At 34.7% G+C, this 23,907-nt stretch carries 22 protein-coding genes; 12 read left to right on the top strand and 10 right to left on the bottom strand.

Annotated elements, in window-relative coordinates; all coding sequences use genetic code 11:
• Window positions 1–37: 37 nt before the first annotated feature.
• Together rpe and BMX49_RS10785 are read right to left on the bottom strand one after the other, a co-directional pair.
• Window positions 38–688: a ribulose-phosphate 3-epimerase gene (gene rpe, locus BMX49_RS10780; RefSeq protein ID WP_034721536.1), complete on the bottom strand. Its 651-nt coding sequence runs from the start codon at window positions 686–688 to the stop codon at window positions 38–40.
• A gap of 49 nt (window positions 689–737) precedes the next feature.
• On the bottom strand, window positions 738–1,814 hold the full coding sequence (locus BMX49_RS10785; RefSeq protein WP_034720656.1) for a M42 family metallopeptidase: 1,077 nt from the start codon (window positions 1,812–1,814) through the stop codon (window positions 738–740).
• 55 nt (window positions 1,815–1,869) lie between these two features.
• Between BMX49_RS10785 and BMX49_RS10790 the strand changes: the two genes are divergently transcribed.
• Together BMX49_RS10790 and BMX49_RS10795 are read left to right on the top strand one after the other, a co-directional pair.
• The gene (locus BMX49_RS10790) at window positions 1,870–2,574 is read left to right on the top strand and encodes a DUF4294 domain-containing protein (RefSeq protein WP_034720659.1); all 705 of its coding nucleotides are present in this window, start codon (window positions 1,870–1,872) and stop codon (window positions 2,572–2,574) included.
• 1 nt (window position 2,575) lies between these two features.
• Window positions 2,576–3,367: a S1/P1 nuclease gene (locus BMX49_RS10795; RefSeq protein WP_034720660.1), complete on the top strand. Its 792-nt coding sequence runs from the start codon at window positions 2,576–2,578 to the stop codon at window positions 3,365–3,367.
• On the opposite strand, the gene BMX49_RS10800 is transcribed toward BMX49_RS10795, so the two are convergent.
• Both BMX49_RS10800 and mnmC2 read right to left on the bottom strand, forming a co-directional pair.
• On the bottom strand, window positions 3,362–3,778 hold the full coding sequence (locus BMX49_RS10800) for an NUDIX hydrolase (RefSeq protein ID WP_177169192.1): 417 nt from the start codon (window positions 3,776–3,778) through the stop codon (window positions 3,362–3,364). The two genes, BMX49_RS10795 and BMX49_RS10800, sit on opposite strands and share 6 nt — an antisense overlap.
• A gap of 54 nt (window positions 3,779–3,832) precedes the next feature.
• Window positions 3,833–4,507, bottom strand: a complete 675-nt coding sequence (gene mnmC2 / locus BMX49_RS10805) for a tRNA (5-methylaminomethyl-2-thiouridine)(34)-methyltransferase MnmC2 (RefSeq protein ID WP_034720662.1) — start codon at window positions 4,505–4,507, stop codon at window positions 3,833–3,835.
• Between the two features lie 84 nt (window positions 4,508–4,591).
• Between mnmC2 and BMX49_RS10810 the strand changes: the two genes are divergently transcribed.
• The 3 genes from BMX49_RS10810 to BMX49_RS10820 all read left to right on the top strand — a co-directional run bounded on the left by BMX49_RS10810 (window position 4,592) and on the right by BMX49_RS10820 (window position 7,411).
• Window positions 4,592–5,665 carry a branched-chain amino acid aminotransferase gene (locus tag BMX49_RS10810; RefSeq protein WP_034720664.1) on the top strand — a complete coding sequence of 358 codons (1,074 nt, stop codon included), beginning with the start codon at window positions 4,592–4,594 and terminating at the stop codon, window positions 5,663–5,665.
• Between the two features lie 98 nt (window positions 5,666–5,763).
• A complete protein-coding gene (locus BMX49_RS10815) occupies window positions 5,764–6,273 on the top strand; it encodes an FKBP-type peptidyl-prolyl cis-trans isomerase (protein ID WP_034721540.1) in 510 nt (169 codons plus the stop codon).
• Between the two features lie 85 nt (window positions 6,274–6,358).
• On the top strand, window positions 6,359–7,411 hold the full coding sequence (locus BMX49_RS10820) for a peptidylprolyl isomerase (protein WP_034721543.1): 1,053 nt from the start codon (window positions 6,359–6,361) through the stop codon (window positions 7,409–7,411).
• Window positions 7,412–7,919: 508 nt separating this feature from the next.
• On the opposite strand, the gene BMX49_RS10825 is transcribed toward BMX49_RS10820, so the two are convergent.
• Window positions 7,920–8,747 (bottom strand): ion transporter, encoded by an 828-nt coding sequence (locus tag BMX49_RS10825; RefSeq protein ID WP_034720666.1) that lies wholly within the window; start codon window positions 8,745–8,747, stop codon window positions 7,920–7,922.
• Window positions 8,748–8,804: 57 nt separating this feature from the next.
• Here BMX49_RS10825 and BMX49_RS10830 point away from each other — a divergent pair, with 57 nt between their 5' ends.
• Complete coding sequence (locus BMX49_RS10830) at window positions 8,805–9,902, top strand: Nif3-like dinuclear metal center hexameric protein (protein WP_034720667.1); 1,098 nt, start codon at window positions 8,805–8,807, stop codon at window positions 9,900–9,902.
• 3 nt (window positions 9,903–9,905) lie between these two features.
• Entirely contained in the window at window positions 9,906–10,685 is a 780-nt protein-coding gene (locus tag BMX49_RS10835) for a zinc ribbon domain-containing protein (RefSeq protein WP_034720668.1), read from the top strand.
• Between the two features lie 66 nt (window positions 10,686–10,751).
• Here BMX49_RS10835 and BMX49_RS10840 read toward each other — a convergent pair whose 3' ends face one another.
• On the bottom strand, window positions 10,752–11,951 hold the full coding sequence (locus tag BMX49_RS10840) for a pyridoxal phosphate-dependent aminotransferase (protein WP_034720670.1): 1,200 nt from the start codon (window positions 11,949–11,951) through the stop codon (window positions 10,752–10,754).
• A 100-nt stretch (window positions 11,952–12,051) separates the two neighbouring features.
• Between BMX49_RS10840 and rsmG the strand changes: the two genes are divergently transcribed.
• The 3 genes from rsmG (at window position 12,052) to BMX49_RS10855 (ending at window position 16,014) form a co-directional block, all read left to right on the top strand.
• A complete protein-coding gene (rsmG, locus tag BMX49_RS10845; protein ID WP_034720671.1) occupies window positions 12,052–12,687 on the top strand; it encodes a 16S rRNA (guanine(527)-N(7))-methyltransferase RsmG in 636 nt (211 codons plus the stop codon).
• Between the two features lie 44 nt (window positions 12,688–12,731).
• Entirely contained in the window at window positions 12,732–13,148 is a 417-nt protein-coding gene (locus BMX49_RS10850) for a hypothetical protein (protein ID WP_034720673.1), read from the top strand.
• A gap of 139 nt (window positions 13,149–13,287) precedes the next feature.
• Complete coding sequence (locus BMX49_RS10855; protein WP_034720676.1) at window positions 13,288–16,014, top strand: PD-(D/E)XK nuclease family protein; 2,727 nt, start codon at window positions 13,288–13,290, stop codon at window positions 16,012–16,014.
• Window positions 16,015–16,056: 42 nt separating this feature from the next.
• Here the strand turns inward: BMX49_RS10855 and BMX49_RS10860 are convergent, their stop codons facing one another.
• Window positions 16,057–17,238 (bottom strand): acyl-CoA dehydrogenase family protein, encoded by a 1,182-nt coding sequence (locus tag BMX49_RS10860; protein WP_034720678.1) that lies wholly within the window; start codon window positions 17,236–17,238, stop codon window positions 16,057–16,059.
• A 105-nt stretch (window positions 17,239–17,343) separates the two neighbouring features.
• Window positions 17,344–17,859: a hypothetical protein gene (locus BMX49_RS10865; RefSeq protein ID WP_034720681.1), complete on the bottom strand. Its 516-nt coding sequence runs from the start codon at window positions 17,857–17,859 to the stop codon at window positions 17,344–17,346.
• Between the two features lie 166 nt (window positions 17,860–18,025).
• On the opposite strand from BMX49_RS10865, the gene BMX49_RS10870 reads away from it, so the two are divergent.
• The gene (locus tag BMX49_RS10870; RefSeq protein WP_034720684.1) at window positions 18,026–18,316 is read left to right on the top strand and encodes a hypothetical protein; all 291 of its coding nucleotides are present in this window, start codon (window positions 18,026–18,028) and stop codon (window positions 18,314–18,316) included.
• A gap of 6 nt (window positions 18,317–18,322) precedes the next feature.
• Window positions 18,323–19,318 (top strand): hypothetical protein, encoded by a 996-nt coding sequence (locus BMX49_RS10875; RefSeq protein ID WP_034720685.1) that lies wholly within the window; start codon window positions 18,323–18,325, stop codon window positions 19,316–19,318.
• A 214-nt stretch (window positions 19,319–19,532) separates the two neighbouring features.
• Here the strand turns inward: BMX49_RS10875 and BMX49_RS10880 are convergent, their stop codons facing one another.
• Window positions 19,533–21,335, bottom strand: coding sequence for a phospholipase D-like domain-containing protein (locus BMX49_RS10880; protein ID WP_051803838.1), 1,803 nt, complete (start codon window positions 21,333–21,335; stop codon window positions 19,533–19,535).
• A gap of 140 nt (window positions 21,336–21,475) precedes the next feature.
• The gene (locus BMX49_RS10885) at window positions 21,476–23,881 is read right to left on the bottom strand and encodes an alpha/beta hydrolase family protein (RefSeq protein ID WP_034720686.1); all 2,406 of its coding nucleotides are present in this window, start codon (window positions 23,879–23,881) and stop codon (window positions 21,476–21,478) included.
• Window positions 23,882–23,907: the final 26 nt, after the last annotated feature.

The raw sequence follows: 23,907 nt of genomic DNA on the forward strand, positions 1-23,907 counted from the left end.
GAATGCTCTACATTTTATCTTTTTCTAAGATCTTATTTTAGATTTTCAATAGTTCGATCATTTTTGCGGGATCGTCTGCTGAGAAAACTGCATTACCTGCGACTAAAACATCTGCACCAGCATCGAAAAGTTTTGAAGCATTATCCAGATTTACACCTCCATCAATCTGAATTAAAGCTGTGGAGTTATTTGATAAAATTAAATCTTTGGTTTCAGCGATTTTCTTGTACGTGTTTTCAATAAATTTTTGTCCACCAAATCCCGGATTTACGCTCATGAGTAACACCAAATCTACATCAGCAATAATATCTTCAAGCATTAAAACGGGCGTCGCTGGATTCAAAACCACACCGGCTTTCGCTCCTTTTTCTTGAATTAAATTGATAACTCGGTGCAAATGAATGCAAGCTTCATAATGCACAGAAACCAAATCTGCGCCTCGATCGATAAACTCTTCTACATACTTTTCAGGTTCCACAATCATCAAATGCACATCAATAAACTTTTTCGAATATTGCTTTACTGTTTTCATTACTGGAAATCCAAAGGAAATATTAGGAACGAATCTTCCGTCCATCACATCAACGTGCAACCAATCTGCCTGAGATTGATTTAACATTTCAATGTCTCTTTCCAAATTACCAAAATCTGCCGATAGAAGCGAGGGTGAGATTAATTTTGTTTTCATTTTGACTTTTTTACAATTTACTTTTTCTCTTTTTAATTGACTTTCCAAATTAATGATACTTTAAGTTCATAGTTGGTTTAATCTTTAATAAAGTTTCATAAATGAGTTTAATCACGTTGGCAACATCATCTTGAGAAACCATTTCGACCGTCGTATGCATATATCTCAACGGTAATGAAATTAAAGCCGATGGAACTCCACCATTTGAATGAGCAAAGGCATCAGTATCGGTTCCGGTTGCTCTGCTCGAAGCCGCTCGCTGGAAAGGGATTTTTTTTACTTTTGCAGTTTCTACGATTAATTCCCGAATATTATGATGAATGCTGGGTGCAAAGAAAATCACAGGTCCGTCACCACATTTTGTATCACCTTCTTTTTTCTTTTCAATCATTGGGGTAGAAGTGTCGTGAGTAACGTCCGTTATAATTGCAATATGTGGTTTAATGGTATCCGCAATCATATTAGCGCCATACAAACCAACTTCTTCCTGCACAGAATTGGTAACATACAAGCCGAAGGGAAGTTTCTTCTTGTTTTCCTTTAACAATCTTGCTACTTCGGCAATCATGAAACCGCCAACCCGATTATCCAAAGCTCGTGAGACAAAATATTTATCGTTTAATTGGAAGAATTCATCCGGATACGTAATCATTGTTCCGACAAAAACTCCTAATTCTTCGACTTCTTCTTTATCAGAACAGCCAAGATCAATAAAAATATTATCTAATTTCGGAATAGGTTCATCAGAATTCGCTCCTCTGGTATGAATCGCCGGCCAACCAAAAACTCCTTTCACGACGCCTTTTTCACCATGAAGATGAACTACTTTCGAAGGTGCAATCATTTGGTCTGAGCCACCATTTCTAATGACGTAGATTAATCCTTCATCAGTGATGTAATTGACATACCAAGAGATTTCATCAGCGTGAGCTTCAATAACGACTCGAAATTCTGCTTCAGGATTTATAATTCCATAGCATGTTCCGTAATGGTCGACTTCAATTTGATCAACGTATGGTTTTAAATAATCCATCCAAATTTTTTGGCCATTATGTTCATAACCAGTGGGGGACGCAGTGTTTAAATAAGTTTCTAAGAATTGTAATGAATTGTTTTCAAATTTCATGAGAAGGGAATGAATTTTGTTAAGTTAGATTTTGATTTTATAGAAGGTAAAAATAATGAAATTTAGCAAACTGTTCTTATTATTTGTTCTGTTTTTCGGACTTCACACAAATGCTCAAGAGTTATTAACGACGTTAAAACCAATAAGTGAGTATCCTGCTGAACTTTTAAAAACAGATGAATTCGGAATTAAATATTACTACGACGAATCCCAAAAGGCAAGAATTTATGAAATAAATGGCGAGAATGTGGTGGTGATGGATGAACTTGTCCTATTAAATAAACCTCGTTTTAATAATCAGCTCGACCGTAATTATTTCTATTTTCTGAATAAAAAGTTGAATAGAGTTTACCCATTATTTCTGACTGCTTTAGAACAATATGAAGACATTCAGCAAGAGATGCAAACTCTTGACAAAAATTCCCAAAAGCAGTACGTTAACGATCGTCAAAAAAAACTGGCTGATCAATATGAACTTCAATTACGAGACTTAACGACTACAGAAGGCAGAGTCTTCGCAAAGTTGATGAACCGCGCCACTGGCAAAACCGTTTACGACATTATTAAAGAACTTAGAGGAGGTTGGAGTGCTTTCTGGTGGAACGTCAAAGGGAATATCGCAGATGTCAGTATTAAAGAACCTTACAATCCGCATCTCGATAGAAGTGATGAATTTATCGAATCATTGCTGCAAAGTAATTGGAATAGCGGATATTTGCAACCTTATCCAGGGTATCTTACCTTTAAAGTTAAAAAATAATATGAGAAAAATCTTTCAAAACTCAGTTTTGCTTCTGGCATTACTGAGTTTTAATTTCGGTTATTCATGGGGAACAACCGGTCATCGAGTTATTGCAGAAATTGCAGAAAATCACCTTTCGGGAAAAGCAAAACGACAGTTAAAGAAAATTATTAGTGACCAGAAGCTGGCTTATTGGGCCAACTGGCCAGATCAAATTAAATCCGATACCACGGGTGTTTGGAAACCTACAGAAAGATGGCATTATGTGAATGTACCCCCACAAACAAATATCAAAGAATTTTCAGAAAGTTTAAAAGCGCAACAGGGACCGAACATTTATACTCAAATTAAAGTTCTTTCTGACCAGATTAAAGATAAAAACACTTCAGCTCAGGATCGCGAAATTGCTTTACGATTTCTTATCCATTTGATTGGAGATTCAGCTCAACCGCTTCACATCGGTCGTTTAGAAGATTTAGGAGGCAATAGAATTAAGCTCAATTACTTTGGATCACCAACTAATTTACACACGCTTTGGGATTCGAAAATGGTCGACTTCGAAAAATACAGTTATACTGAATACGCCCGCGTTTTAGATGTAAAATCCAAAGAAGAGGTAAAAACAATTCAGTTGGGAACTTTAGAAGATTGGTTATTTGATAGCCATCGCGCCGCGAACAGAATTTACGCAAATTCGAAAGCTGATGTAAATTATTCTTACGATTATAATTATAAGTTTCAACCACTTGTTGAGCGCCAATTACTATATGGAGGCTTGCGTTTGGCAAAAGTTTTAAACGACGTTTTATAGCAATTTTTTCTTTAAAACCTCGAAAGCAATTTTATCAATTGGTAACAAAAATGGGTTTTCTTCGGCAGCGAGGGAAACCCATTCTATTTCTTCGATACAAGGATCCATAATGAGCAGTTCGTTTTCATCAACCATTTCTGCTTGATAATAAATGCTTAGGAGTTGTTCATTGTCGCGAAATTTCGAAACTAGAAAATCCTCTTGCGTATATAAATGCTCCACATTTTTAACTTTGATGTTGAGCTCCTCTTCCAATTCTCTGTTTACGCATTCCAAAATACTTTCCCCAAACTCCAATCCACCACCCGGGAACTTCATCAGCTGCTGGCCGACGTATTCTTCGTGTAGAGCCATTACTTGACTATTTTTCACAATCATTGCATACACTCTTACATTAATTTTCTCAATCATAATTAGGATTTGTTTTATCAATAGTAACAAAGCTAGGAAATTTCAAATTGTTTTTCAATTTTTAATAGCATTGATCATTTCACGTTTGCCAGGAGGTCCCGCTTTTTTTTCTACCGTAAATCCAAGTTCCTGCAAAATGCGACGAACACTGCCTTTAGAAGAATAAGTAGTTAATAATCCGCCAGATTTCATTGTATCTGCGACCATTTCAAAAATTGGGTTTTCCCATAAATCAGGTTGAACTCTAGCACCGAAACAGTCAAAATAAACCAAATCAATTTCTGGTAACTTTAAATTCTCAAGTTCGAAAAAATCACAATGATATTTGGTTAAGAAGAAATTTGGCAAAATTTCGGTTGAATTACCCCATTCAGCAAAATGGATTTTATAATAAATTTCAGTCATTTCTGGTTTTTCAAAAAGAGATCCGTAATTTAATTCTTGAACTTCCTCTGACGTTATGGGATACTTTTCCAAACTAAAATAATGAATAATATGATTTTTGTCAGTTTTCAAAAATTCATCAATTGTGACTAAAACATTAAGACCTGTTCCAAAACCGAGTTCTAAAATATTAATTTCGCAATCATATATTAAATTTAAGCCATTATCAATAAACACGTGTCGAGCTTCTTGAAGGGCTCCGTGATGCGAATGATAGTTTTCATTTAAACCATTGATATATAATGTTTTGCTTCGATCAGAGGTAGTTCTAATTTCTCTTTCCATTGTAATTTTTTTCAAAATTAATTTAAAATTTTGATATTAAAAAAATTATTATAAATTTGTAGAAGACCAATAAAAATTTTAAAAATGATAATTCAAAAATCTACTAATCCAAGAATTTCCGAATTTGATCCAGAGAACTTTTCTTTTGGAAATATGTTTAGCGATCACATGGTAATTTGTGAATATGCAGATGGAAAATGGGGTGATGTAAAACTAATGCCTTATGGGCCACTTCCGTTTTCTCCAGCAATGATGGCTGTTAATTATGGACAAGCTTGCTTCGAAGGAATGAAAGCATATAAAGATAAAGATGATCAGGTTTTCATTTTCAGGCCTGAAAAGAATTTTTCCCGAATTAATAAATCTGCTTCGAGACTGGCAATGCCAGAAATCCCTGCAGAGGTTTTTTTGGAAGGTTTGAAAGCTTTAGTTAATTTAGATAGAGATTGGGTTCCCTATGGTGAAGGGAATTCGTTATATATTCGTCCGCTTATTTTCGCGACCGAAGAAGCTTTAAAAGCTAGAATTGCTAATAAATATATGTTCGCAATCGTAGCAACTCCAGCAAAAAGTTATTATGCTGAACCAGTCTCCGTAAAAATTTCTGATTATTACTCCAGAGCAGCAAATGGTGGAGTCGGTTTTGCCAAAGCAGCTGGAAATTATGCGGCTTCTTTTTATCCAACAAAATTAGCCAACGAAGAAGGTTATGAGCAAATCATCTGGACGGACGATTCTACACATGAGTATTTCGAAGAGAGTGGAACAATGAATGTTTTTGTTAGAATTAACGATACCATCTACACACCACCAACTTCTGAAAAAATCTTAGATGGAGTTACCAGAGATAGTTTTATACAATTAGCTCAAAAAAGAGGAATTGATTTAAAAGTAGAACCTATTTCTGTAAAATCAGTTGTAGAAGCACACAAAAACGGATCGCTGAAAGAAGTTTGGGGCGTTGGGACGGCTGTAGTAACAACTGTTTTCAAAGCGATCGGTTATGAAGGTGAAAAATTAGAATTACCAATTTTAACTTTAGAAGATAGTTTCGCCTTGACGCTTCAGAAAGACTTGGTTGATCTTCAAACTAATGTTGCCGAAGATCCTTTCGGCTGGAGAGTTTTAGTAGAAAAAAAGATATTAGAAACAGCTTAAGTTTCAATGCTGATAGTAAATTTAAACCGAGAATAATTTTTTCTCGGTTTTTTCGTTTTTAAATGTAATTCGAAATGCTTATTTTCGCAAAAGTTTTTATGAAAAAAATAATCCTACTTTCCTCTTTTATTTTGATTGGTTGTGTAAAACATCAACCAACCCATGCGCCAGTCGGTGGGATTTTGAGTGAGAAAGATTTGAATATTTCAAAGAACAGGTCGAAAAACCTTAATCTATTGGAGAGAAATCAGATTGAAGAATGGATTAAAAATCAAGATGAAGCATTTTTCCCAATGAGTTTGAATTATTGGGTCAATGTGAAAGAACTTCAAAATCAAACCAGAAAAAATAATGGTGAAGCAATCTCTTACCAGTATGATATTCACGATTTTGATTTGGTGAAATTATATGAAGCTTCGGTCCAAAAAAAAGAAGTGGTTTTCGGTCGATTCGAAGAATTGAAACCAGTTGAAGATGCTTTAAGATATATGGAAAAAGAGCAAGAAGTCACTCTTTTGATTCCGTCCGCCCTAGGTTTTGGAACCTATGGTGATAATGATCAGATTGCCACCGATATGCCTTTAATAATAAAATTAAAAGTACTATAAAATATTGCTATTTATGTTAAAAAAGAATTTACTAATCGCGATAGCAGCGATTTCGATCGCAAGTTGCACCCCAATTTATAAAAAAATGAACGTAGACAAAGAAACTTACGCAGGCCTGAAAGAAGGACTTTACGCCAATTTCCAAACGTCAAAAGGAAATATGATTGTAAAATTTGAAGACAAAAAAGCACCTGTTACGGTTGCCAATTTTGTTGGACTAGCTGAAGGTAAAATTGACAACACCGCGAAAGGTAAAGGTGTTCCTTTTTACGACGGAACTATTTTCCACAGAGTGATCAAGGATTTCATGATTCAGGGTGGTGATCCAAAAGGAACCGGAATGGGCGATCCAGGTTATAAATTCGATGATGAAAGAAATGACCTGCAACATACAGGAAAAGGGATTTTATCAATGGCGAATTCGGGACCGAACACAAATGGTTCTCAATTTTTCATTACAGAAGTTCCAACTCCTCACTTAGATGGTAGGCATACTATTTTTGGTGAAGTAGTGAACGGTCTTGAAGTGGTTGATTCTATTGCGACCGTTGAAAAGGGAGCTCAGGACAAGCCTAAAACTGATGTGGTTTTAGAAAAAGTAGCGATTTTCTCTAAAGGTGACGACTACAAAACTTATGACGCCGCTAAAATCTTCTCTGAAGGAAAAGGGAAAATTAAAGAAAACAACAAAGCTATTCTTGATAAAATAGAAGCTGATAAAAAAAAGAAAGCAGAAGAATTCGCCGCTAATCAACAAAAATTAGTTGATGATTTAAAGGCGACGATGCAGGTAATTCCATCTGGCTTATACTACAAAATCACGGAAAAAACTGAGGGTAAGAAAGCCAATGTTGGTGATAATGTTTCTGTACACTACGCAGGAAAATTAGTTGACGGGACAGAATTCGATTCTTCTTTCAAAAGAAATGAACCGATTGAAATTCCAATTGGGGTAGGACAGGTGATTAAAGGTTGGGACGAAGGAATACTTTTATTAAATGAAGGTGAATCTGCAACTTTATTAATCCCATCAGAATTAGGATATGGAGCAAACGGTGCTGGAGGAATTATTCCACCAAATGCCTGGTTAATATTCGATGTTAAATTGGTTAAAGTGAACTCTATTTCGACAAAATAATTTAGGAATACCGTTTTGAGCGGCTTCTACCAAATGATAAATTCACTAAAGCACTTCAAGAAATTGAGGTGTTTTTTTATTTTAGAATATGTGTTTTATTTAAAATTGCAACTTTGTAATAAAACTATTTACGGTAATTATTATCTACATCACAAAGATTAATAATAATTTTTACTGCTTCAAATTTTATATTTGATAAAATAGGGTGTTTTAACTGTGTATTGTGAAATTATTATCTTTTATATTTGTAAAACAAAACAGAGCTATGATGAAATTTTTATTTTCCTATTCTTTTACTACAATAAATCACGATCAGCTGGATAATAGTTGATATAAACTGAATTATTGCAAACTTTTATTTAAAATCGGGTGAACACGAATAACCAATCAAAAACACAAATGATGATTTTTCTTACACTCCAAAATGATTACAGATTGAGAAATTATTAATCGAAACACAAATGATTAGGAAAAGGAGAAGGTGCATTTTTTAATGCACCTTTTTTATTTAAACTATTTTCTCACCACAAATTTTGCAAAACCGTGAGTCATCATCGATGTCGCCATTCCCACAACGGTCGCATCTCTTACCAATTTCCTGGCGCTTGTTTCTCATTTCTGCGGTAACAATTCCAGTCGGAACTGCAATGATGGAATAACCTGCTAACATCAATAATACGGATAGAAACTTACCCAAAGGTGTTCCTGGTGAAACATCTCCATAACCAACAGTTGTCACCGTTACGACCGCCCAGTAGACGCTCTGAGGAATACTTTCAAAACCTTCTCGATGTCCTTCCACCATAAACATCATGGATCCTACAATCACTGAGAAAATCATCAGAAATAAAAGGAATATATAAATTTTTCTAGAGCTATTCTTTAAGGCCGTCACAATGAAATAGCCATCATTCATGAAATCCATTAAATTCAAGATTCTAAAGATCCTTAACATTCTCAGCATTCTGATAATTAAGAAATACTTGGTAATTGGAAAGAATAAACTTAGGTAGAAAGGTAGAATTGCTAGAAAATCAATAACTCCGAAAAAACTAAAAACATAATCTTTCTTATTTTTTATGGTCATGATTCTCAACACATATTCTATCGTGAAGAAAACGGTGATCACAATCTCAATAATTACAAATAATTTATGAAGTTTTGCATCGAAAATCCTTACGCTTTCCATCATTACAATCAAGGTGCTCAGCAGGATTAGTGCTAACAACAAGATGTCAAAATACTTACCTAATTTGGTATCCGATTTGAAAATAATCCGGAATATTTTGCGCTTCCATCGGATCCGCTCTGGTAAAAAATTATGTTCTCTTTCCATTAATATTGGCGATATGATTACAAATTTAATTCTTAAATTCGTTGCAAACATAACAAAATGACAATTAGCGAAGCTGTTTTAGTTTTAAAAAAAAGTATTCCTTTAGCACAAGCAGAAGATTATGATAACGTAGGCTTACTTTGCGGAAATCCAAATAGAGAGATAACGGGTATTCTTGTCTGTCATGATACTCTCGAAAATGTAATAGATGAGGCGGTTGCCAAAGATTTAAATTTTATTGTTACTTTTCATCCGATCATTTTTTCCGGTCTAAAATCTATTACTGGAAAAAATTATGTTGAAAAAGCAATACTTAAAGCCATCGAAAATAAGATTGCAATTTATGCGATTCATACCGCCTTTGATAATGACTATCTAGGCGTGAATTTTCGAATCTGCGAAGAGCTAGGCCTGAAAAACCAAAAAGTCCTAATGCCGAAAAAGCAAGATTTGCATCAATTAGAAGTGATGGTACCAATTGATTCAGTTGAAAAAGTAAAAGATGCCATGTTTGAAGCTGGTGGCGGAAATATCGGTTTTTATGATGAGTGCAGTTTTTCTTTGGTTGGCAAAGGTACGTTTAGGCCGATGGAAGGATCTGATCCGTTTTCTGGAACCAAGAATGTTAGAGAGATTGTTAAAGAAGCGAAGATTGCTGTGGTTTTTGAGAGTTATAAAAAAAATCAAATTCTTGCTGCAGTGCGATCCGCGCATCCTTATGAGGAAGTTGCCTATCAAATTATTCACCTAGAGAATGAAAATCAGTACTTAGGATTAGGTCGATTTGGCGATTTTGAGGAAGCGATTACTGAAGATGACTTTTTGAAATATATTAAAGATAAATTCAATTTGAAGGTGATTCGTCATTCTAATTTTACCAACAAAAAAATAAAACGAGTTGGAGTTTTAGGTGGAAGTGGCGCAAGTGGAATAGCAGCCGCACTTTCCCAAAATTGTGATGCGTATTTAACAGGCGATCTTAAATACCACGATTATTTCTTGGGCGAAGGTCAAATGTTGACTTGCGATATTGGCCATTTTGAATCTGAACAATTTGTAACTGAGCATTTAGTTGAGATTTTATCACAAAATTTCACTACCTTTGCAGTCTCAAAATCTACCGAGAAAACCAACCCTGTAAACTATTTTTTATAAAATATGGCTAAAAAAACAGTAGAAATCGCCGTTGAAGACAAACTAAGAGCACTTTACGACCTACAAATTATCGATTCAAGACTAGACGAAATCCGAAGTACAAGAGGTGAACTGCCTATTGAAGTAGAAGATTTAGAAATCGAGATCGAAGGTTTAGACAAAAGGTCAGAAAAATTCCAAAGTGAAATCAAGCTTCAAAACGATGAAATCAATACAAAGAACGAAGTGATTAATCACGCAAAATCTTTGATTGAAAAATATAAGACTCAGCAAGATAACGTAAGAAACAATAAGGAATTCGAATCTTTAGATAAAGAAATTGAATACCAAGAGCTTGAAATGCAACTTGCAGAAAAAAGAATTAATGAATTTGGTGCCACGATCGGTCATAAGAATGAAACTCTAGAAGAGTTAAATTCTAAAATTGCAGATTTGAAAAACCACTTAAAATTCAAAAAAGAGGAGCTTGAAAATTTAGTTTCTGAAACTCAGAAAGAAGAAGATTTCCTGATCGAAAAATCAAAAGAATTCGCTAAAAAAATTGATGAGAGATTATTGGCTTCTTACCAAAGAATCCGTACCAATTCACCAAACGGTTTAGCAGTTGTAGGACTTGAAAGAGGTGCGCCGAAAGGATCATTTTTTACCTTGCCTCCACAAAAACAAATGGAAATTGCTCAACGTAAAAAGATTATCATTGACGAACACTCTGGTAAAATTTTGGTAGACGACGATATGGTCAACGAAGAAAACGAAAAAATGAAAGACATTATTAAATTTTAATTCTTTCTTTTAATATATAAAAACCGGTTTGAAAATTTCAAACCGGTTTTTTTTTATGGATATATTTTAGGTAATTTCTACGTGATCTAAAAACTCATGAATTCTGTTCATTGCTTCTGTAAGATCTTTTTCAGACGCGGCATAAGAAAACCGAATACAGTTAGCATTACCAAATGAAACGCCGCCAACCGTTCCAACGTGAGCATTTTCAAGCAAAAACATCGCAAAATAATCAGCATCTTTAATATAAGTTCCATTTAAAGTTTTACCAATATAAAACGAAATATCCGGGAAAAAGTAAAAGGCTGCTTTGGGATAATTGACTTTGAAACCGGGAATATTTTTTATCAAGGAGAAAACCAGATCTCTGCGTTTTTTAAATTCATCAATCATAAAACGATATTCACTTGGATCGGTCTTTAATGCAGTAATAGACGCTTTTTGAGCCATTGAATTTGCACCGCTTGTCATTTGTCCCTGAATTTTTTCACAGGCCTTTGCCAACCAAGTCGGACAAGCCGAATAACCGATTCTCCAGCCGGTCATTGCAAACGCTTTTGACATTCCGTTGATCACCGCAGTTTGTTCGTATACCTGTTGAAATTCAGCAATTGAAGTGTGTTTACCATCGTAATTAATAAATTCATAAATCTCATCGGAAATAATCGTTATTTGTGGGTATTTTGCAATCACATTCGCGATACTCTCTAATTCTTCATAGGTATAATAACTTCCCGATGGATTGCAGGGAGAACTGTAGAGCAATGCTTTTGTTTTCGGAGTGATCGCTTTTTCCAGCTGTTCTGCTGTAATTTTAAATTCGGTTTCGATAGAAGTGTCTACAATTACGGAGCTTCCGCCCATCATTTTTACCATTTCATCATAACTCACCCAATAGGGTGCGGGCAGTATTACTTCATCACCATCATTAATAATGGAAGCGAGCACGTTGAGAATCGCTTGTTTGGCACCATTTGACACACAAATTTGTGAAGCGTTATAGTTTAAATTATTATCTCTTTTTAATTTTCCGCAAATGGCTTCTCTTAAATCTAAAAATCCTGGAACAGGCGAGTAGTGGCTAAAATTATTATTAATTGCTGCAAAAGCTGCTTCTTTAATATTTGCCGGAACATCAAAATCAGGTTCACCTAGTGTTAAACTGATGACATCAATTCCTTCAGCTTTCATTTCTCGCACTTTGTTGCTCATTACAAAAGTTTGTGAGAAACTCATTCGATTCAGCCGGTCTGAAAATCTATCCATATCTATTTTTAAGTGAATCAAAGATAAATTTTTAGTTTGAACTCACAAACCAAATTATTGTGAAATGCTTTGTTTATTTTTGTAAAAAATTTCATATAAAATGTCTGTAGAATTAATAGAGAAGTACTTTCCTAATCTTTCCGAAAAACAAAAAAAACAGTTTGCTGACCTTGAAGCATTATACCAGGAATGGAATGAAAAAATCAACGTCATTTCTAGAAAAGATATGGATTCTCTTTATGAAAAACACATTTTGCATTCGTTAGGAATTGCCAAGGTGATGGAGTTTGCACCGAATACCAGAGTTCTAGATATTGGTACAGGTGGAGGTTTTCCTGGAATTCCTTTGGCTATTTTATTTCCAGAAGTTCAATTTACGTTGGTTGATTCGATTGGTAAAAAGATCACTGTGGTTAACGAAGTTTCAATGGGGATTAGTTTAGAAAACATCATCGCAATTCATGGAAGAGCAGAAACGGTAAAAGATCAGTTCCATTTTGTGGTGAGTCGAGCAGTTACTCAAATGCCCGTTTTTTTGCGCTGGTTAAGAGGTAAATTTTTGAAAGAACAAATTAATGCCAAACATAATGGCGTTCTTTATTTAAAAGGTGGTGATTTAGGGGAAGAACTGTCTGGTTTAAAAGCTGAATTATTCCCGCTAAAAGAACATTTTAAAGGAGAGTTTTTTGATACTAAAAAAGTAGTATATTTATCTAAAGGAAATTTTAACTGTTAGTTAAAATTTCAATTCACATTCATCTTTCTTAAATTTTTTGCGTTATGAAAAATCTTATAAAGTTTAGTTTATCTCTTCTAATGGTAGTTACGCTGATGAATTGTAACGATCGTAATGAAGAAGATTTGGTTCAAAGTGTCGATCGAGTTAAGATTGACAGTGTGAAAATCCCACAGGACACTATGGCGGTTTACAGCATACAAACCATTAAAACATTTTCTAATTTCAATACGAAATGCGAAGGTTTTTATGGGTATGATTATATTTATACGGACCAACTTACCCGGTCGGTGAGTTCTTTCAAATTCACTACTGCTACAGACTGTGGTGAAGAAGTTACTCGGGCATCTCAAATTAATTTTCAGCCGCAGACTCCAGGAGATTATCTCTTCAAATTCTGGAATGGTAAAAACGCGGCGGGAGAAAATAACTGGATTGAAAAAACGGTTACAGTGAAATAAGTTCTTAACTGTTAACTGAAAATACATTATTATAATAGCATCAAGAATTCAAATTTTCTTGATGCTTTTTTATTAAATTTTCCTTACTTTCAATTTCTAAATTTCCTTTAGACCATCGTCATCAATTAAGAAAAAATCCATGAAATTTTTAAATAAAATTATAACTGCACTTTTAACGCAAGATTCGGATCTTTCGACTTTTAATATTATTCTTCCTGGTAAAAGGCCCATTGTCTTTATTAAGAGAATATTAAAAGAAAAGCAATATTCGGGGATGTTGCCGAACTTTTTCACGATAGAGGACTTGATTAAAGATATCGCAGACAAGCAACCAGTTCAAGGGATTGCCTTGTGGCTTTATTCTTTTGACGTATATCGGGAAATTCAGCAGTCAGAAGATTTCGCTAATTTTTTGAAATGGTTTCCAACAATATTAAAAGACTGGGATGATATTTTGAAATTTTCTGATTCCGACAAAGCGGTCTTAGAATATATGTTTGATGACGAGCAAATTAAAAACTGGTCGGAGAATTTAGAAGTTCGCGAAAATGGATCATTAAGAAAGTTCCTTAATTTCTGGCAGAGAATGAATTTGTTTCTACCTTTATTAAAGCAAAAGTTAAATGAAAAAAACTGGGCAACATCAGGAATGATTCATGAATCTGCGAAGAATAAAATTGCGGATTATGCTCAAAATACAGACGGAAAATTTGTGTTTTGTGGATTCAATGCCTTTACGCCAGTGGAAGAAAAACTAGTTCGAAACTTAATGCAGTGGGACAAAGCGCAATGTTTTTTCCAAGCTGATGAATATTATATTAATGATGAAAGACAAGAAGCTGGTAAGTTTTTGCGCATCATTAAAACCTGGAAGGAGTTTACTGAAACCCGAAATTTCAACTGGATTGAAAATGATTTTGCTCAATCGAAGAACATCAAAGTCTATGAAGTTTCCGGGAATATAACGCAAGCGAAAGTGTTACCTGAAATTTTCAATGAGATAAATGATGAAGACTTATCAAAAACCGCGGTTGTTTTGTTAGATGAAAATCTACTTCCCACGTGTCTAGATGCGATGAGTAGTGTAGAACATTTGAATATTACGATGGGATTTCCGTTGAAGAATCTCGGTTTTAGTAATGCGATGAAGCAACTTTTCTATTTGCAAAAACAATTAGAGAAAAAAGATTCTTCTTATTATTATAATGATGTTTTATCGGTTCTAGAAGAACTTCCAAATGAAGAGATTGATCAGCAAATCATTTTAGATTTTAAAGCAAAAATTGAACAGAGAAATATTGTCTACATTTCAAAGAAGCAGTTCAAAGATTTTCTTTCAGACCTTTCTTATTTTAATTTATTTGAAAAGCCAACTTCGGTTAATCAATTCATTGATGAGTTAATTTCTTTCTGTTATCAATTAAAATTCAGAGAGTTAGATGATATTCTATACGAAAATATCTCTCACTTTGAGAAGAGTTTTAAAATTATTAAAAATCAACTTTCTCCGTATTCATTTGAAATAAAAATGGAAACGCTGGAGGTATTGATTAATCAACTAGTCAGTTCTGAAACGATTGATTTTCAAGGGGAACCGTTGCAAGGTTTGCAGGTTATGGGACTTTTGGAAACACGATTGTTAAACTTTGAAAATATCATTCTACTTTCAACGAACGAAGGAAAGCTTCCGCTTGGAAATTCGCAAAACACCTATCTACCGTTTGATGTTCGTCAACATTTTCATTTGCATACTTTTTTAGAAAATGACAGTATTTATGCTTATCATTTTTATCGTCTTTTACAGGATTCCCAAAATGTTCATTTGCTTTTTAATGCTTTAAGTTCTGGAGTTAATACGGGTGAAAAAAGCAGATTTATCACTCAAATTGAAATCGAAGATAAACATCATCAAATTGAACATATCATTATTGAAAATTCCTCGGAACCAATTAATAAACAAGTCATTCAAATTGAAAAATCGTCTTCTGTCCTGCAAAAGTTAGAAGAGTGGAAAAAGAGAGTTTCGCCGTCTCATCTTACTTCTTTCATTTATAATCCGGTTGATTTTTATCTGACAAAAATTTTGGGAACGAGAGAAACCAGCGAAATGGAAGAGGAACTTTCCCAGAGAAGTTATGGGAATCTGGTTCATTATGCACTTCAAATTATCTATGAGAAGCATTTGGGTAAAAAGTTATCGGTTAATGATTTAGAGTTTTCAAATCAACAATTGGTTGAAGTAATGAGTCAGGCGATTATTAAATTGAATCATCAAACTGATTTCTATGAAAAAGGAATGAACTACATTCATAAATCAATTGCGGAAAGGGTAGTGCGCACTATTCTAGAATTTGATAAGAAATTAATTGCGGACGGAAATACCTTAGAAATCTTAAGCGTTGAAGGGAATTTTGAGAATGTTGATTATTATTTAGACGAAGGAAAAACGGATAAAGTTTCCTTCTACGGATTCATCGACCGAATTGACCGACTCAATGGAAAGTTGAGAATCATCGATTATAAAACGGCGAAGACGAAAAACCTTTTAATTAAAGAAGCAAAAAAAGAGGAACAGGCAGAAAAATTGGAGCAGTTATTTTTCAGAGATGATTTTAAACAGGCGATGCAGTTATGTGTGTACGCCTATGCCGTTTTAAATGATAATAAATACCCTGACAACTTTATAGAATGCGGAATTTGGAGTTTTGCAGAAGCAAACAAAGGCGTTCAGAATTTGCAGATTTATGGTGAGGAAGAAATTTCCAATCAATCCTTGGTAAGTCCGATGAATTGGGTTAAAAACGTCATTGCTGAAATTTTGAATCCAGCCAGCGATTTTGTTGAAGAAGTGAAACAAACGTGGTAAAAAAAACCTTCAAGTTTTAAAATCTTGAAGGTTTAAATTTTCTTATCCGAAAGCATTAATTCCTGTAATATCCATGCCGGTAATCAGCAAATGAATATCATGCGTTCCTTCATAAGTAATGACTGATTCGAGATTTGCAGCGTGTCGCATCATCGGGAATTCTCCCATAATGCCCATGCCTCCAAGAATTTGTCTGGATTCTCTGGCAATTTCAATCGCCATCTTGACGTTGTTTCGTTTCGCCATTGAAATCTGAGCTGGAGTTGCTTTATGATCATTTTTTAAATTTCCTAACTGAAGACATAGCAATTGTGCTTTGGTGATTTCCGTTAAAAATTCGGCTAATTTTTTCTGTTGTAATTGAAATGAAGCGATCGGTTTTCCGAACTGTGATCTTTCCTTTGCGTATTGAACCGCGGTACAATAACAATCGATCGCAGCTCCAATTACGCCCCATGAAATTCCATAGCGCGCAGAATTTAAACAAGATAACGGACCTTTCAATCCAGTCACTTTTGGCAATAGATTTTCTTTCGGAACTTTCACGTTATCAAAAACTAATTCACCAGTTTTAGAGGCACGAAGTGACCATTTATTATGAGTTGTTGGAGTGGTAAAACCATCGAAAGCTCTTTCAACAATTAAACCTTGAACTTTTCCCTCTTCGTTTTTCCCCCATACTACGGCGATGTCGCAAACCGGAGCATTCGTAATCCACATTTTTGCGCCATTCAATAAATAATGATCGCCTTTGTCGACGAAATAAGTTTCCATAGAGCTAGGATCAGAACCATGATTAGGCTCAGTTAACCCAAAAGCTCCGATTATATTACCACTTGCTAATTGAGGAAGGAATTTCTTCTTTTGCTCTTCAGAACCATATTCATTAATTGGAAACATGACTAAAGAACTCTGTACAGACGCTGCGGAACGAACAGCGGAATCGCCTCTTTCTAGTTCCTGCATAATGATTCCGTAAGAAATTTGATCCAAGCCAGAACCGCCATATTCTTCAGAAATATAAGGACCGAGCGCGCCGATTTTTCCTAGTTCTTTCATTAAGTCAGGGATATCAGTATGATTTTGAGCGGCTTCATCAATTTTCGGCATCACAAAACTCTCTACCCAATCACGAACAGACTGGCGTATAAGTAAGTGTTCCTCAGTAAGTAAACTGTCAATTCCGAAATAATCTGGAATAGAGTTCAGTGGATAATATGACATATTTTTTTGTTTGTTCTAATTTAGGATAATTAAAGATTTTAAGGAAATATTTAGTGAAATTTTATCTCTATCGCTGGTATTCAATTTTATTGATAAAGGACCGACTTACTTTGTTTTGAATTTTTTTTCAAAATCAGTACAGTCAACTTGGGTTAAGATATGACCTTCGTATTTAAGTTTTGCCGAATTTTCGTACTTAGATTTGATTCCCTCAGTGGTGTGCTCACCAATTCCCTCGATGATATCTGAACCTTTTCTTAAGAAATAGATTTCACGCTCAGAAGTTGTTCCTTCCGCTTCAAAAGTATACATTAATTTCAAAGTATCCCCATTTTGACTTCCGACCAAATCTCCAACAGAACTGTCTTTTTCAAAATTTTTGTAGCGCATTTTTCCGATAATAGTTCCTAAGTTATCTTCTAACGACACAAAAACGGAATCTTTCCCAGTGGCCTGCATATAGCACGTTTGCAAAGAAGAAGATTCAATTGGCTCATTGGTTTCTGGTACCACTATCATTGAATCTAAAGAATCATCGCTTGTTACCAAATCCGTTGTTTTTTTCTCACAGCTTATCATGGTCAGCGACATTACAAGTGCAGATAGAATAATCTTTTTCATATTTTATAAAGTTAAATTTTTGATCCTTAAAATTACGATAATTATTTTGGAAGTAATATATTATGTTAAATAAGAAAAGTACTTTAACGCAGTATTAAATCTAACTACAGAGAATTAATACATTTAATTTTGACGAATACCTATTTTTGTGTAGTTTTAATAAATAATGATTAAAAACAATCCATTTATAACAATTTTCCTACTTTTCTGCATTCAAGTGATGGTGTTTATTTATGTGGATTATCTTAATCTTTTTTCTGCTGGCGATGAAGATTTACTGATGGTGATTTCATTCTTCACCATACCCATCATCGCTATTATTTTGAAACTGTCCTTGGTCGGGGAGCCTTACAATAAGACTTTTAAATATTTCACCATCTTTCTCATTATAGCTTCTATCATTGGTTTTTCAGTCTTTTGGTTTTTAGGGGCCTTAGCAAAAGCCTATCAACATTAAATCGATATGAAAAATAAAATTTTAAATATCGTCAACATTTTGCTGACGGGCATTTTAGCAATACTCATTATGCTTTATTTTATAACGAAAGTTAAGAATAAGGAAAATGAAAAAGTTTCATGGACTGCTGAAATTAGAAGTTTTTCTGAAAACGCAGCATCTAAGAATACTAACATTATTAAAGTAATCGATGGTATTTTTTATAATAATTTTAATCACTCGACCAGAACCATTGATTCAGACTCAAGGGATTTGACAAGTTCTGAAAGCCGGGAATCAATTTATTTTCCAACATATGAGGAACTATTACCAGATTCAATAAATTTGAAATATTTCTCTGTGGATGAAAGAAAATTCTATCATTTACAAACAAAAATTCCGTACGATCTGATCAGAAACGCGGAAAGCAAAGTTGCCAATCTTACCAAATTATCGCTTGAGATTTTACCAAAAGGAAAAATGGTTTTGAAAATAGATCAGGAAGATTTTCCTTCCATTAAAATTGCTTCTTACCAGGCAAAAGAAACAACAGGAGATCTGGAACAGTTGATTTATAAAGAAAGTCTGGGCGAAAAATACAAAGATTTTGAAGGACTTGATAGTATTAATGATTTTTCAGATTTGCTTCAAAACAAATATCATTGGATTTTGACGACAGATTTAGAAGCCGGCGATCATTTAATGAACGCTAATGCTTATTCATTTGCTGAGCAACAAATTTATGATGTAGAAGAAGAAAATTTAAATGTTAATGAAAACATCCCAAAAACATTTCACGTAAGATTTGGAAATACAGACAAATATGGCATTGATTATTATTTTGAGGCAAATGAAATTCTAGCTGCTTTCCGAAAATTAAATGAAAATAATGGAGCTGAGCCAATACTAATAACATTTAAAATATTTAAAAATAAACCTGCCGAATGTAAACTTTCCAGAAACGGGCAGATTATCTCCTTAAAAAATACTTTTCCTGAAAATCCCATCAAATATGCAGAGTAGAAAATTTAGGATTTTTTTATTCTAAAACCTAAACGTTGAGAATCGGCTGTACGAATTTAAATTGAATGAGGGTCGGAATACAGTATTGCAAAAATTAAGTGTTTACGATTGATTCCGTTAATCCACAAAATCACAAAAAGGCCTATAATTTATATTATGTTAAATTGGATTATGTTTTGTGATTCGAGGTAAGACTTTCCCTCTTGCGGCAAAATTACTTTCTAATATACAGTTTTCGTTGTCTGCATTTCAAATCACCCTCGGTCATCCACGAATCAAACCACTTTTTATGGTTTTGAAGGTTATCCAGATATAAGTGATCTAAGTTGTTTAGTTTTGTATTTCTCCAATGGAAATGATCTACCAGTCTTAAGGCTTCGATTGCAAATGCAGTCACGATATGTTTGTCAAAAATTTCTAACAGATTATCTCCATTTTTTTGTTCAGGTCCAAAAGCCAAATTACTGCTGCCACAATACACTACCGGATTTTTCCCTTTGAAATTAACTACAATAAATTTGTGATGAATCGCATAACCATCGATTCCGGGAACTGTTCCAAAAGGTTCGGGTAAATTATTTTCGATTCCGCGCGCGGCGACTCTTATTCCTTTTTTAGAATTTGGCTTATAAAGGAAGATGCCGAAATCACTATCGTTTTTGCCAATCGTATCGGTAATTCCGTAACTGAAAACGTTTTCATTGCTGATCTGCTTTCGCACAGAACTTAAAATGCTGCCTGCACTGCGATCATTCATAAGGGCAAATAGTAAATCTGTGGTATCGCTCTTTTCAATTTTCTCCCTGATTCTGGTGAAAATTCGCTCTGCATCTTCTTTTTTATGCGGTGCAAAAGTAACTGTCATTTTTGGCGAACTGGTACTTTTTAAAATCTCATGGTCTACAGCTGCCATTGCACTGCTCTTAAAATTTTTCATTTTCTCAGCTCCAAAAGATTCATCAAAAATATCTGAATACAGTTTGGCAACTTTGCTATTTTTAAAAATGATTACATGATTGCTATTGACGTACAAACCATTAGTGGAGAAATTCGCAGATCCTGTGAGTACTTTTTGTGCAACGCCATTTTTTAGCTGAATCATTACTTTACAGTGAGCCAAGGCGCTGAAGTGACCTCTTTTTAATTTTTGAGGATCACCGATTTTTAAATATTCTGTTTCAAAAACACTTTCCCAAGCGTCACTTTCGGAATGCCCTTTCGAATCATCTAAAATCATCAACAGCCGATTCTCTTTAGCCAACTGCAGTAATTTTTTACAAATTTCAGGTTCATTTAAATCAAAAGCAAAAACCTTCAGACTTAATTTTTTATCCTGGATCGTCTCGTCCAGAAATTCCAGGATTCTATTTCTCGCCTGCCATCCTAACCATTCATGTTGCTCTTCGAAGGTATAAGCAACTTGTTCATATTTTCTTTTCGTAGTACTCCACCTTTTAGCGGTGTCGGCAATCTGTTTATTATCGAATGTCAGGGAATCATTTTTTTTAGGTCTTACCGCATTATTTTTCCGGCTAAATCGGGTCGCATACGCCACCGAAGAAACGAAACCTCTCGTAAATCCTACCGAAGCGCTTTTCTCTTCGAAAGGTTTGACAGGAATTTCAATTTCCACCGATAAGTCAGGATCTAGCGGAAGTAGTTTTCCGTCCACAATGTGTCTTGGCGTAATGGTATAGACGTAATCTCCGAATACTGCCTGACGCGTACTGATATCTGTATTGGGAACGTGAACCCAATTAAATTTCTGTATCGGCGAATACAAAGTAGAATTTTTATCGTTTAAGGGAATTTGATTTTCACTTATAAAATCCGGATTAAAGGTTAATCTATTGTAAAGAAACTGTCCCACATCGTTCTTCTGTTTGCATCGAAAAAAAATAGTAAAACCAGCCAGGTTGCTAGCCAGTTTGTTCGTCACGTCAAAAGCTAAAAGCGTGATTGCATCTCCTTTGTAAGCGCGAACACTCACGCCGTTTTTAGATTTAAAAATTTCCATGGGTAAAGGTTTTTAGGTTTCACCGATAAAATTAAAATTATTAGGTCGGAAATCAGCTGGTGTTTACACGGTATTTTAAAAATATTTCACTTTAATTTAAATAAAAAAAAGCCTCCCAATTTGGAAGACTCTTTTAAATATTACTTGTTTTTTAAACATTTTTCTAAGAACTGATCTTGTTCCCATAACGTGTGCAAAATACTTTCTTTGGCTGCATAACCATGAGATTCTTTTGGTAAAAGAACCATTCTCACTGGAGCTCCTAAATTTTTCAAAGCTTGGAAATATCTTTCCGTTTGCAAAGTAAATGTTCCCGGATTATTATCTGCTTCACCATGAATTAATAACAATGGTGTTTTCATTTTATCAGCAGTCATAAATGGTGACATTGTGTTATAGATGTCCGGAACATCCCAATAATTTCTTTGCTCACTCTGGAAACCAAATGGTGTCAATGTTCTGTTATAGGCGCCGCTTCTTGCAATTCCACACGCATAATCGTTGGAATGGGTCAATAGATTCGCTGTCATAAACGCTCCATAAGAGTGTCCACCAACGGCAACTTTCGTTCTGTCGATGTATCCTAATTTATCGACTGCGTCGATAGCCGCTTTGCCATTGGCTACCAATTGCGTGATAAAAGTGTCATTGGGTTGTGCTTTTCCTTCACCGATAATCGGGAACGCAGCGTCATCTAAAACTGCATAACCTTTGGTCACCCAATAAATAAATGAACCATAGCTCGGGAACGTAAAATCATTTGGATTCTGGGTGTTTTGTCCCGCTGTATCTTTATTAACAAACTCTCTTGGATAAGCCCAAATTAGTAAAGGTAATTTTTCTTTATGATTTTTACGATCGTAATTTGCAGGTAAATATAATGTTCCGGTCAGTTCTACTCCATCGCTCCTCTTATAAGTAATGACTTCTTTGTATACATCTTTAATGCTTTCAAAAGGATTAGCAAAATTGGTTACCGCAGTTGCTTTTCCGTTTTTAATATTTCTTACAAAGTAGTTTGGATATTGACTTGGCGATTGTTCAACCACCAAAACCTGTCCAGTTTTCGCATCTAAGATATCGACGATACTTTCTTTAGAATTTTTTAATTTAGACGTGTAAAGTCTATTCTTTTTCATCGATCCTAAATCTAACTCGTCAATGAAAGGAAACTGTCCGTCTTTTGTAAAACCGGCACCTATAAGATGCGCTTTTCCGTTTTTAATGTCAATTACATTTCTTCCGTATTGATTTTTATTTTCGGCAAAATTCCCAGGATTGCTATACACATCCTGATAATTCCGATCATTAATAATTTTGGAAGAATTATCTTTTAAATTAATTAAATAGGATTTTGAATTTCTGGTGTCATACCAACTATCAGAAACAATCGCGACATTTCCATTGGACCAATCGATTCCGCTATATCTTTGTTGAGTCTTAAAGAATGATTTTGGTGCTGCATTAAATGGTGCCTCCCAAACAAACAATTCATCACGATAAGCCACTTTTTTTGCTTGATCTCCTCCATCTAAAGCTTCGGCGTAAACCAAAGTTGCCGGCTGATCAGCTCTCCAACTCATGTTTCTTTTTCCCTCTCTCACCGATGAAAAACCTTTTGGCATAATTTCATTAAGTGGACTTTCGTTAACTGTTTTTACTAAATTTCCATTCTTGTCATAGACCATAGAATTCATTGGAAATCTATTTAAAGGAACAATGTATGAATACGGTTTTTCAATTGTCGTTAACATCAAATAATTGCCGTCTGGCGAATAGTTCATTGAGGTGTAGATGGCATCACCCTTGAATTTTTGCTGATCTCCATTAACGGAGATTTTGACCAATTCAGATTTTGCTAACGTTTCAAAGTTGGCTTCATCCTGTGGATTCTTAAGCAAATCCTGATAGGTTCTATTTTGAGAAACCTGGCCGTCTGAGTTAGAAACCGTTGGACCAGTTGGCAGATTTTGTTTCTCATCAATCAAAGCACTTCTGTTAGAAGGAATCTGTTTGATCAATAAATTCTGAGAATCGGCCATCCAAACGTAAGGACTTCCTAAGTTGGCATTCAGTGGTTGATTTGAAATCTTTTTTGCGGTATTTGAACCAAGATCCAAGATCCATAATTCAACTGAATTTTTGGTTGTATTAGTAAAAGCCAGTTTCTTTTCGTCGGGAGAAAATCCAAGATAAGCGATTCTTGCATTTGCAGGTAAGCCTTTTACCTGAACTTCTGATTTATCTTTTAACTTACGGGTCTTTAAATTATTAACGTAAGTCATCGTACTCGCAATGTTGGTGACGGGATTTACTCGTAATCCTGCCAATTTCATTTCATCTTGATTCAGATCATCTAATGATTTATAGGTATCTCGATAAGAGAAAATCATTTGCTCTCTTTTGCTGTCCATAATAACCGAAGGCGCTCGTTCGAAATCTGCCAGCTGCATAATCTCAGAGGATGGTTTTTGGTACGTAATGCTTTCTTGAGCACTTGCAAAAACTACGAAAAGTAATGCAATAGCAGTCAGTCTTTTTTTCATGTATACTCTTTTTTCAAAAGTATCGA

This window comes from Kaistella antarctica (assembly GCF_900109615.1).
GTDB classification, from domain to species: Bacteria; Bacteroidota; Bacteroidia; order Flavobacteriales; family Weeksellaceae; genus Kaistella; species Kaistella antarctica.

Bases quoted from the DNA above. Each gene is read 5' to 3' on its own strand.
- BMX49_RS10830 (WP_034720667.1), top strand. From the start codon at position 8,805: ATGACAATTAGCGAAGCTGTTTTAGTTTTAAAAAAAAGTATTCCTTTA.
- BMX49_RS10875 (WP_034720685.1), top strand. From the start codon at position 18,323: ATGAAAAATAAAATTTTAAATATCGTCAACATTTTGCTGACGGGCATT.
- BMX49_RS10870 (WP_034720684.1), top strand. From the start codon at position 18,026: ATGATTAAAAACAATCCATTTATAACAATTTTCCTACTTTTCTGCATT.
- rpe (WP_034721536.1), bottom strand. From the start codon at position 688: ATGAAAACAAAATTAATCTCACCCTCGCTTCTATCGGCAGATTTTGGT.
- BMX49_RS10800 (WP_177169192.1), bottom strand. From the start codon at position 3,778: ATGATTGAGAAAATTAATGTAAGAGTGTATGCAATGATTGTGAAAAAT.
- mnmC2 (WP_034720662.1), bottom strand. From the start codon at position 4,507: ATGGAAAGAGAAATTAGAACTACCTCTGATCGAAGCAAAACATTATAT.
- BMX49_RS10795 (WP_034720660.1), top strand. From the start codon at position 2,576: ATGAGAAAAATCTTTCAAAACTCAGTTTTGCTTCTGGCATTACTGAGT.
- BMX49_RS10835 (WP_034720668.1), top strand. From the start codon at position 9,906: ATGGCTAAAAAAACAGTAGAAATCGCCGTTGAAGACAAACTAAGAGCA.
- BMX49_RS10885 (WP_034720686.1), bottom strand. From the start codon at position 23,881: ATGAAAAAAAGACTGACTGCTATTGCATTACTTTTCGTAGTTTTTGCA.
- BMX49_RS10820 (WP_034721543.1), top strand. From the start codon at position 6,359: ATGAACGTAGACAAAGAAACTTACGCAGGCCTGAAAGAAGGACTTTAC.
- BMX49_RS10840 (WP_034720670.1), bottom strand. From the start codon at position 11,951: ATGGATAGATTTTCAGACCGGCTGAATCGAATGAGTTTCTCACAAACT.
- BMX49_RS10865 (WP_034720681.1), bottom strand. From the start codon at position 17,859: ATGAAAAAGATTATTCTATCTGCACTTGTAATGTCGCTGACCATGATA.
- BMX49_RS10880 (WP_051803838.1), bottom strand. From the start codon at position 21,335: ATGGAAATTTTTAAATCTAAAAACGGCGTGAGTGTTCGCGCTTACAAA.
- BMX49_RS10860 (WP_034720678.1), bottom strand. From the start codon at position 17,238: ATGTCATATTATCCACTGAACTCTATTCCAGATTATTTCGGAATTGAC.
- BMX49_RS10825 (WP_034720666.1), bottom strand. From the start codon at position 8,747: ATGGAAAGAGAACATAATTTTTTACCAGAGCGGATCCGATGGAAGCGC.
- BMX49_RS10790 (WP_034720659.1), top strand. From the start codon at position 1,870: ATGAAATTTAGCAAACTGTTCTTATTATTTGTTCTGTTTTTCGGACTT.
- BMX49_RS10810 (WP_034720664.1), top strand. From the start codon at position 4,592: ATGATAATTCAAAAATCTACTAATCCAAGAATTTCCGAATTTGATCCA.
- BMX49_RS10855 (WP_034720676.1), top strand. From the start codon at position 13,288: ATGAAATTTTTAAATAAAATTATAACTGCACTTTTAACGCAAGATTCG.
- BMX49_RS10850 (WP_034720673.1), top strand. From the start codon at position 12,732: ATGAAAAATCTTATAAAGTTTAGTTTATCTCTTCTAATGGTAGTTACG.
- BMX49_RS10785 (WP_034720656.1), bottom strand. From the start codon at position 1,814: ATGAAATTTGAAAACAATTCATTACAATTCTTAGAAACTTATTTAAAC.
- BMX49_RS10815 (WP_034721540.1), top strand. From the start codon at position 5,764: ATGAAAAAAATAATCCTACTTTCCTCTTTTATTTTGATTGGTTGTGTA.
- rsmG (WP_034720671.1), top strand. From the start codon at position 12,052: ATGTCTGTAGAATTAATAGAGAAGTACTTTCCTAATCTTTCCGAAAAA.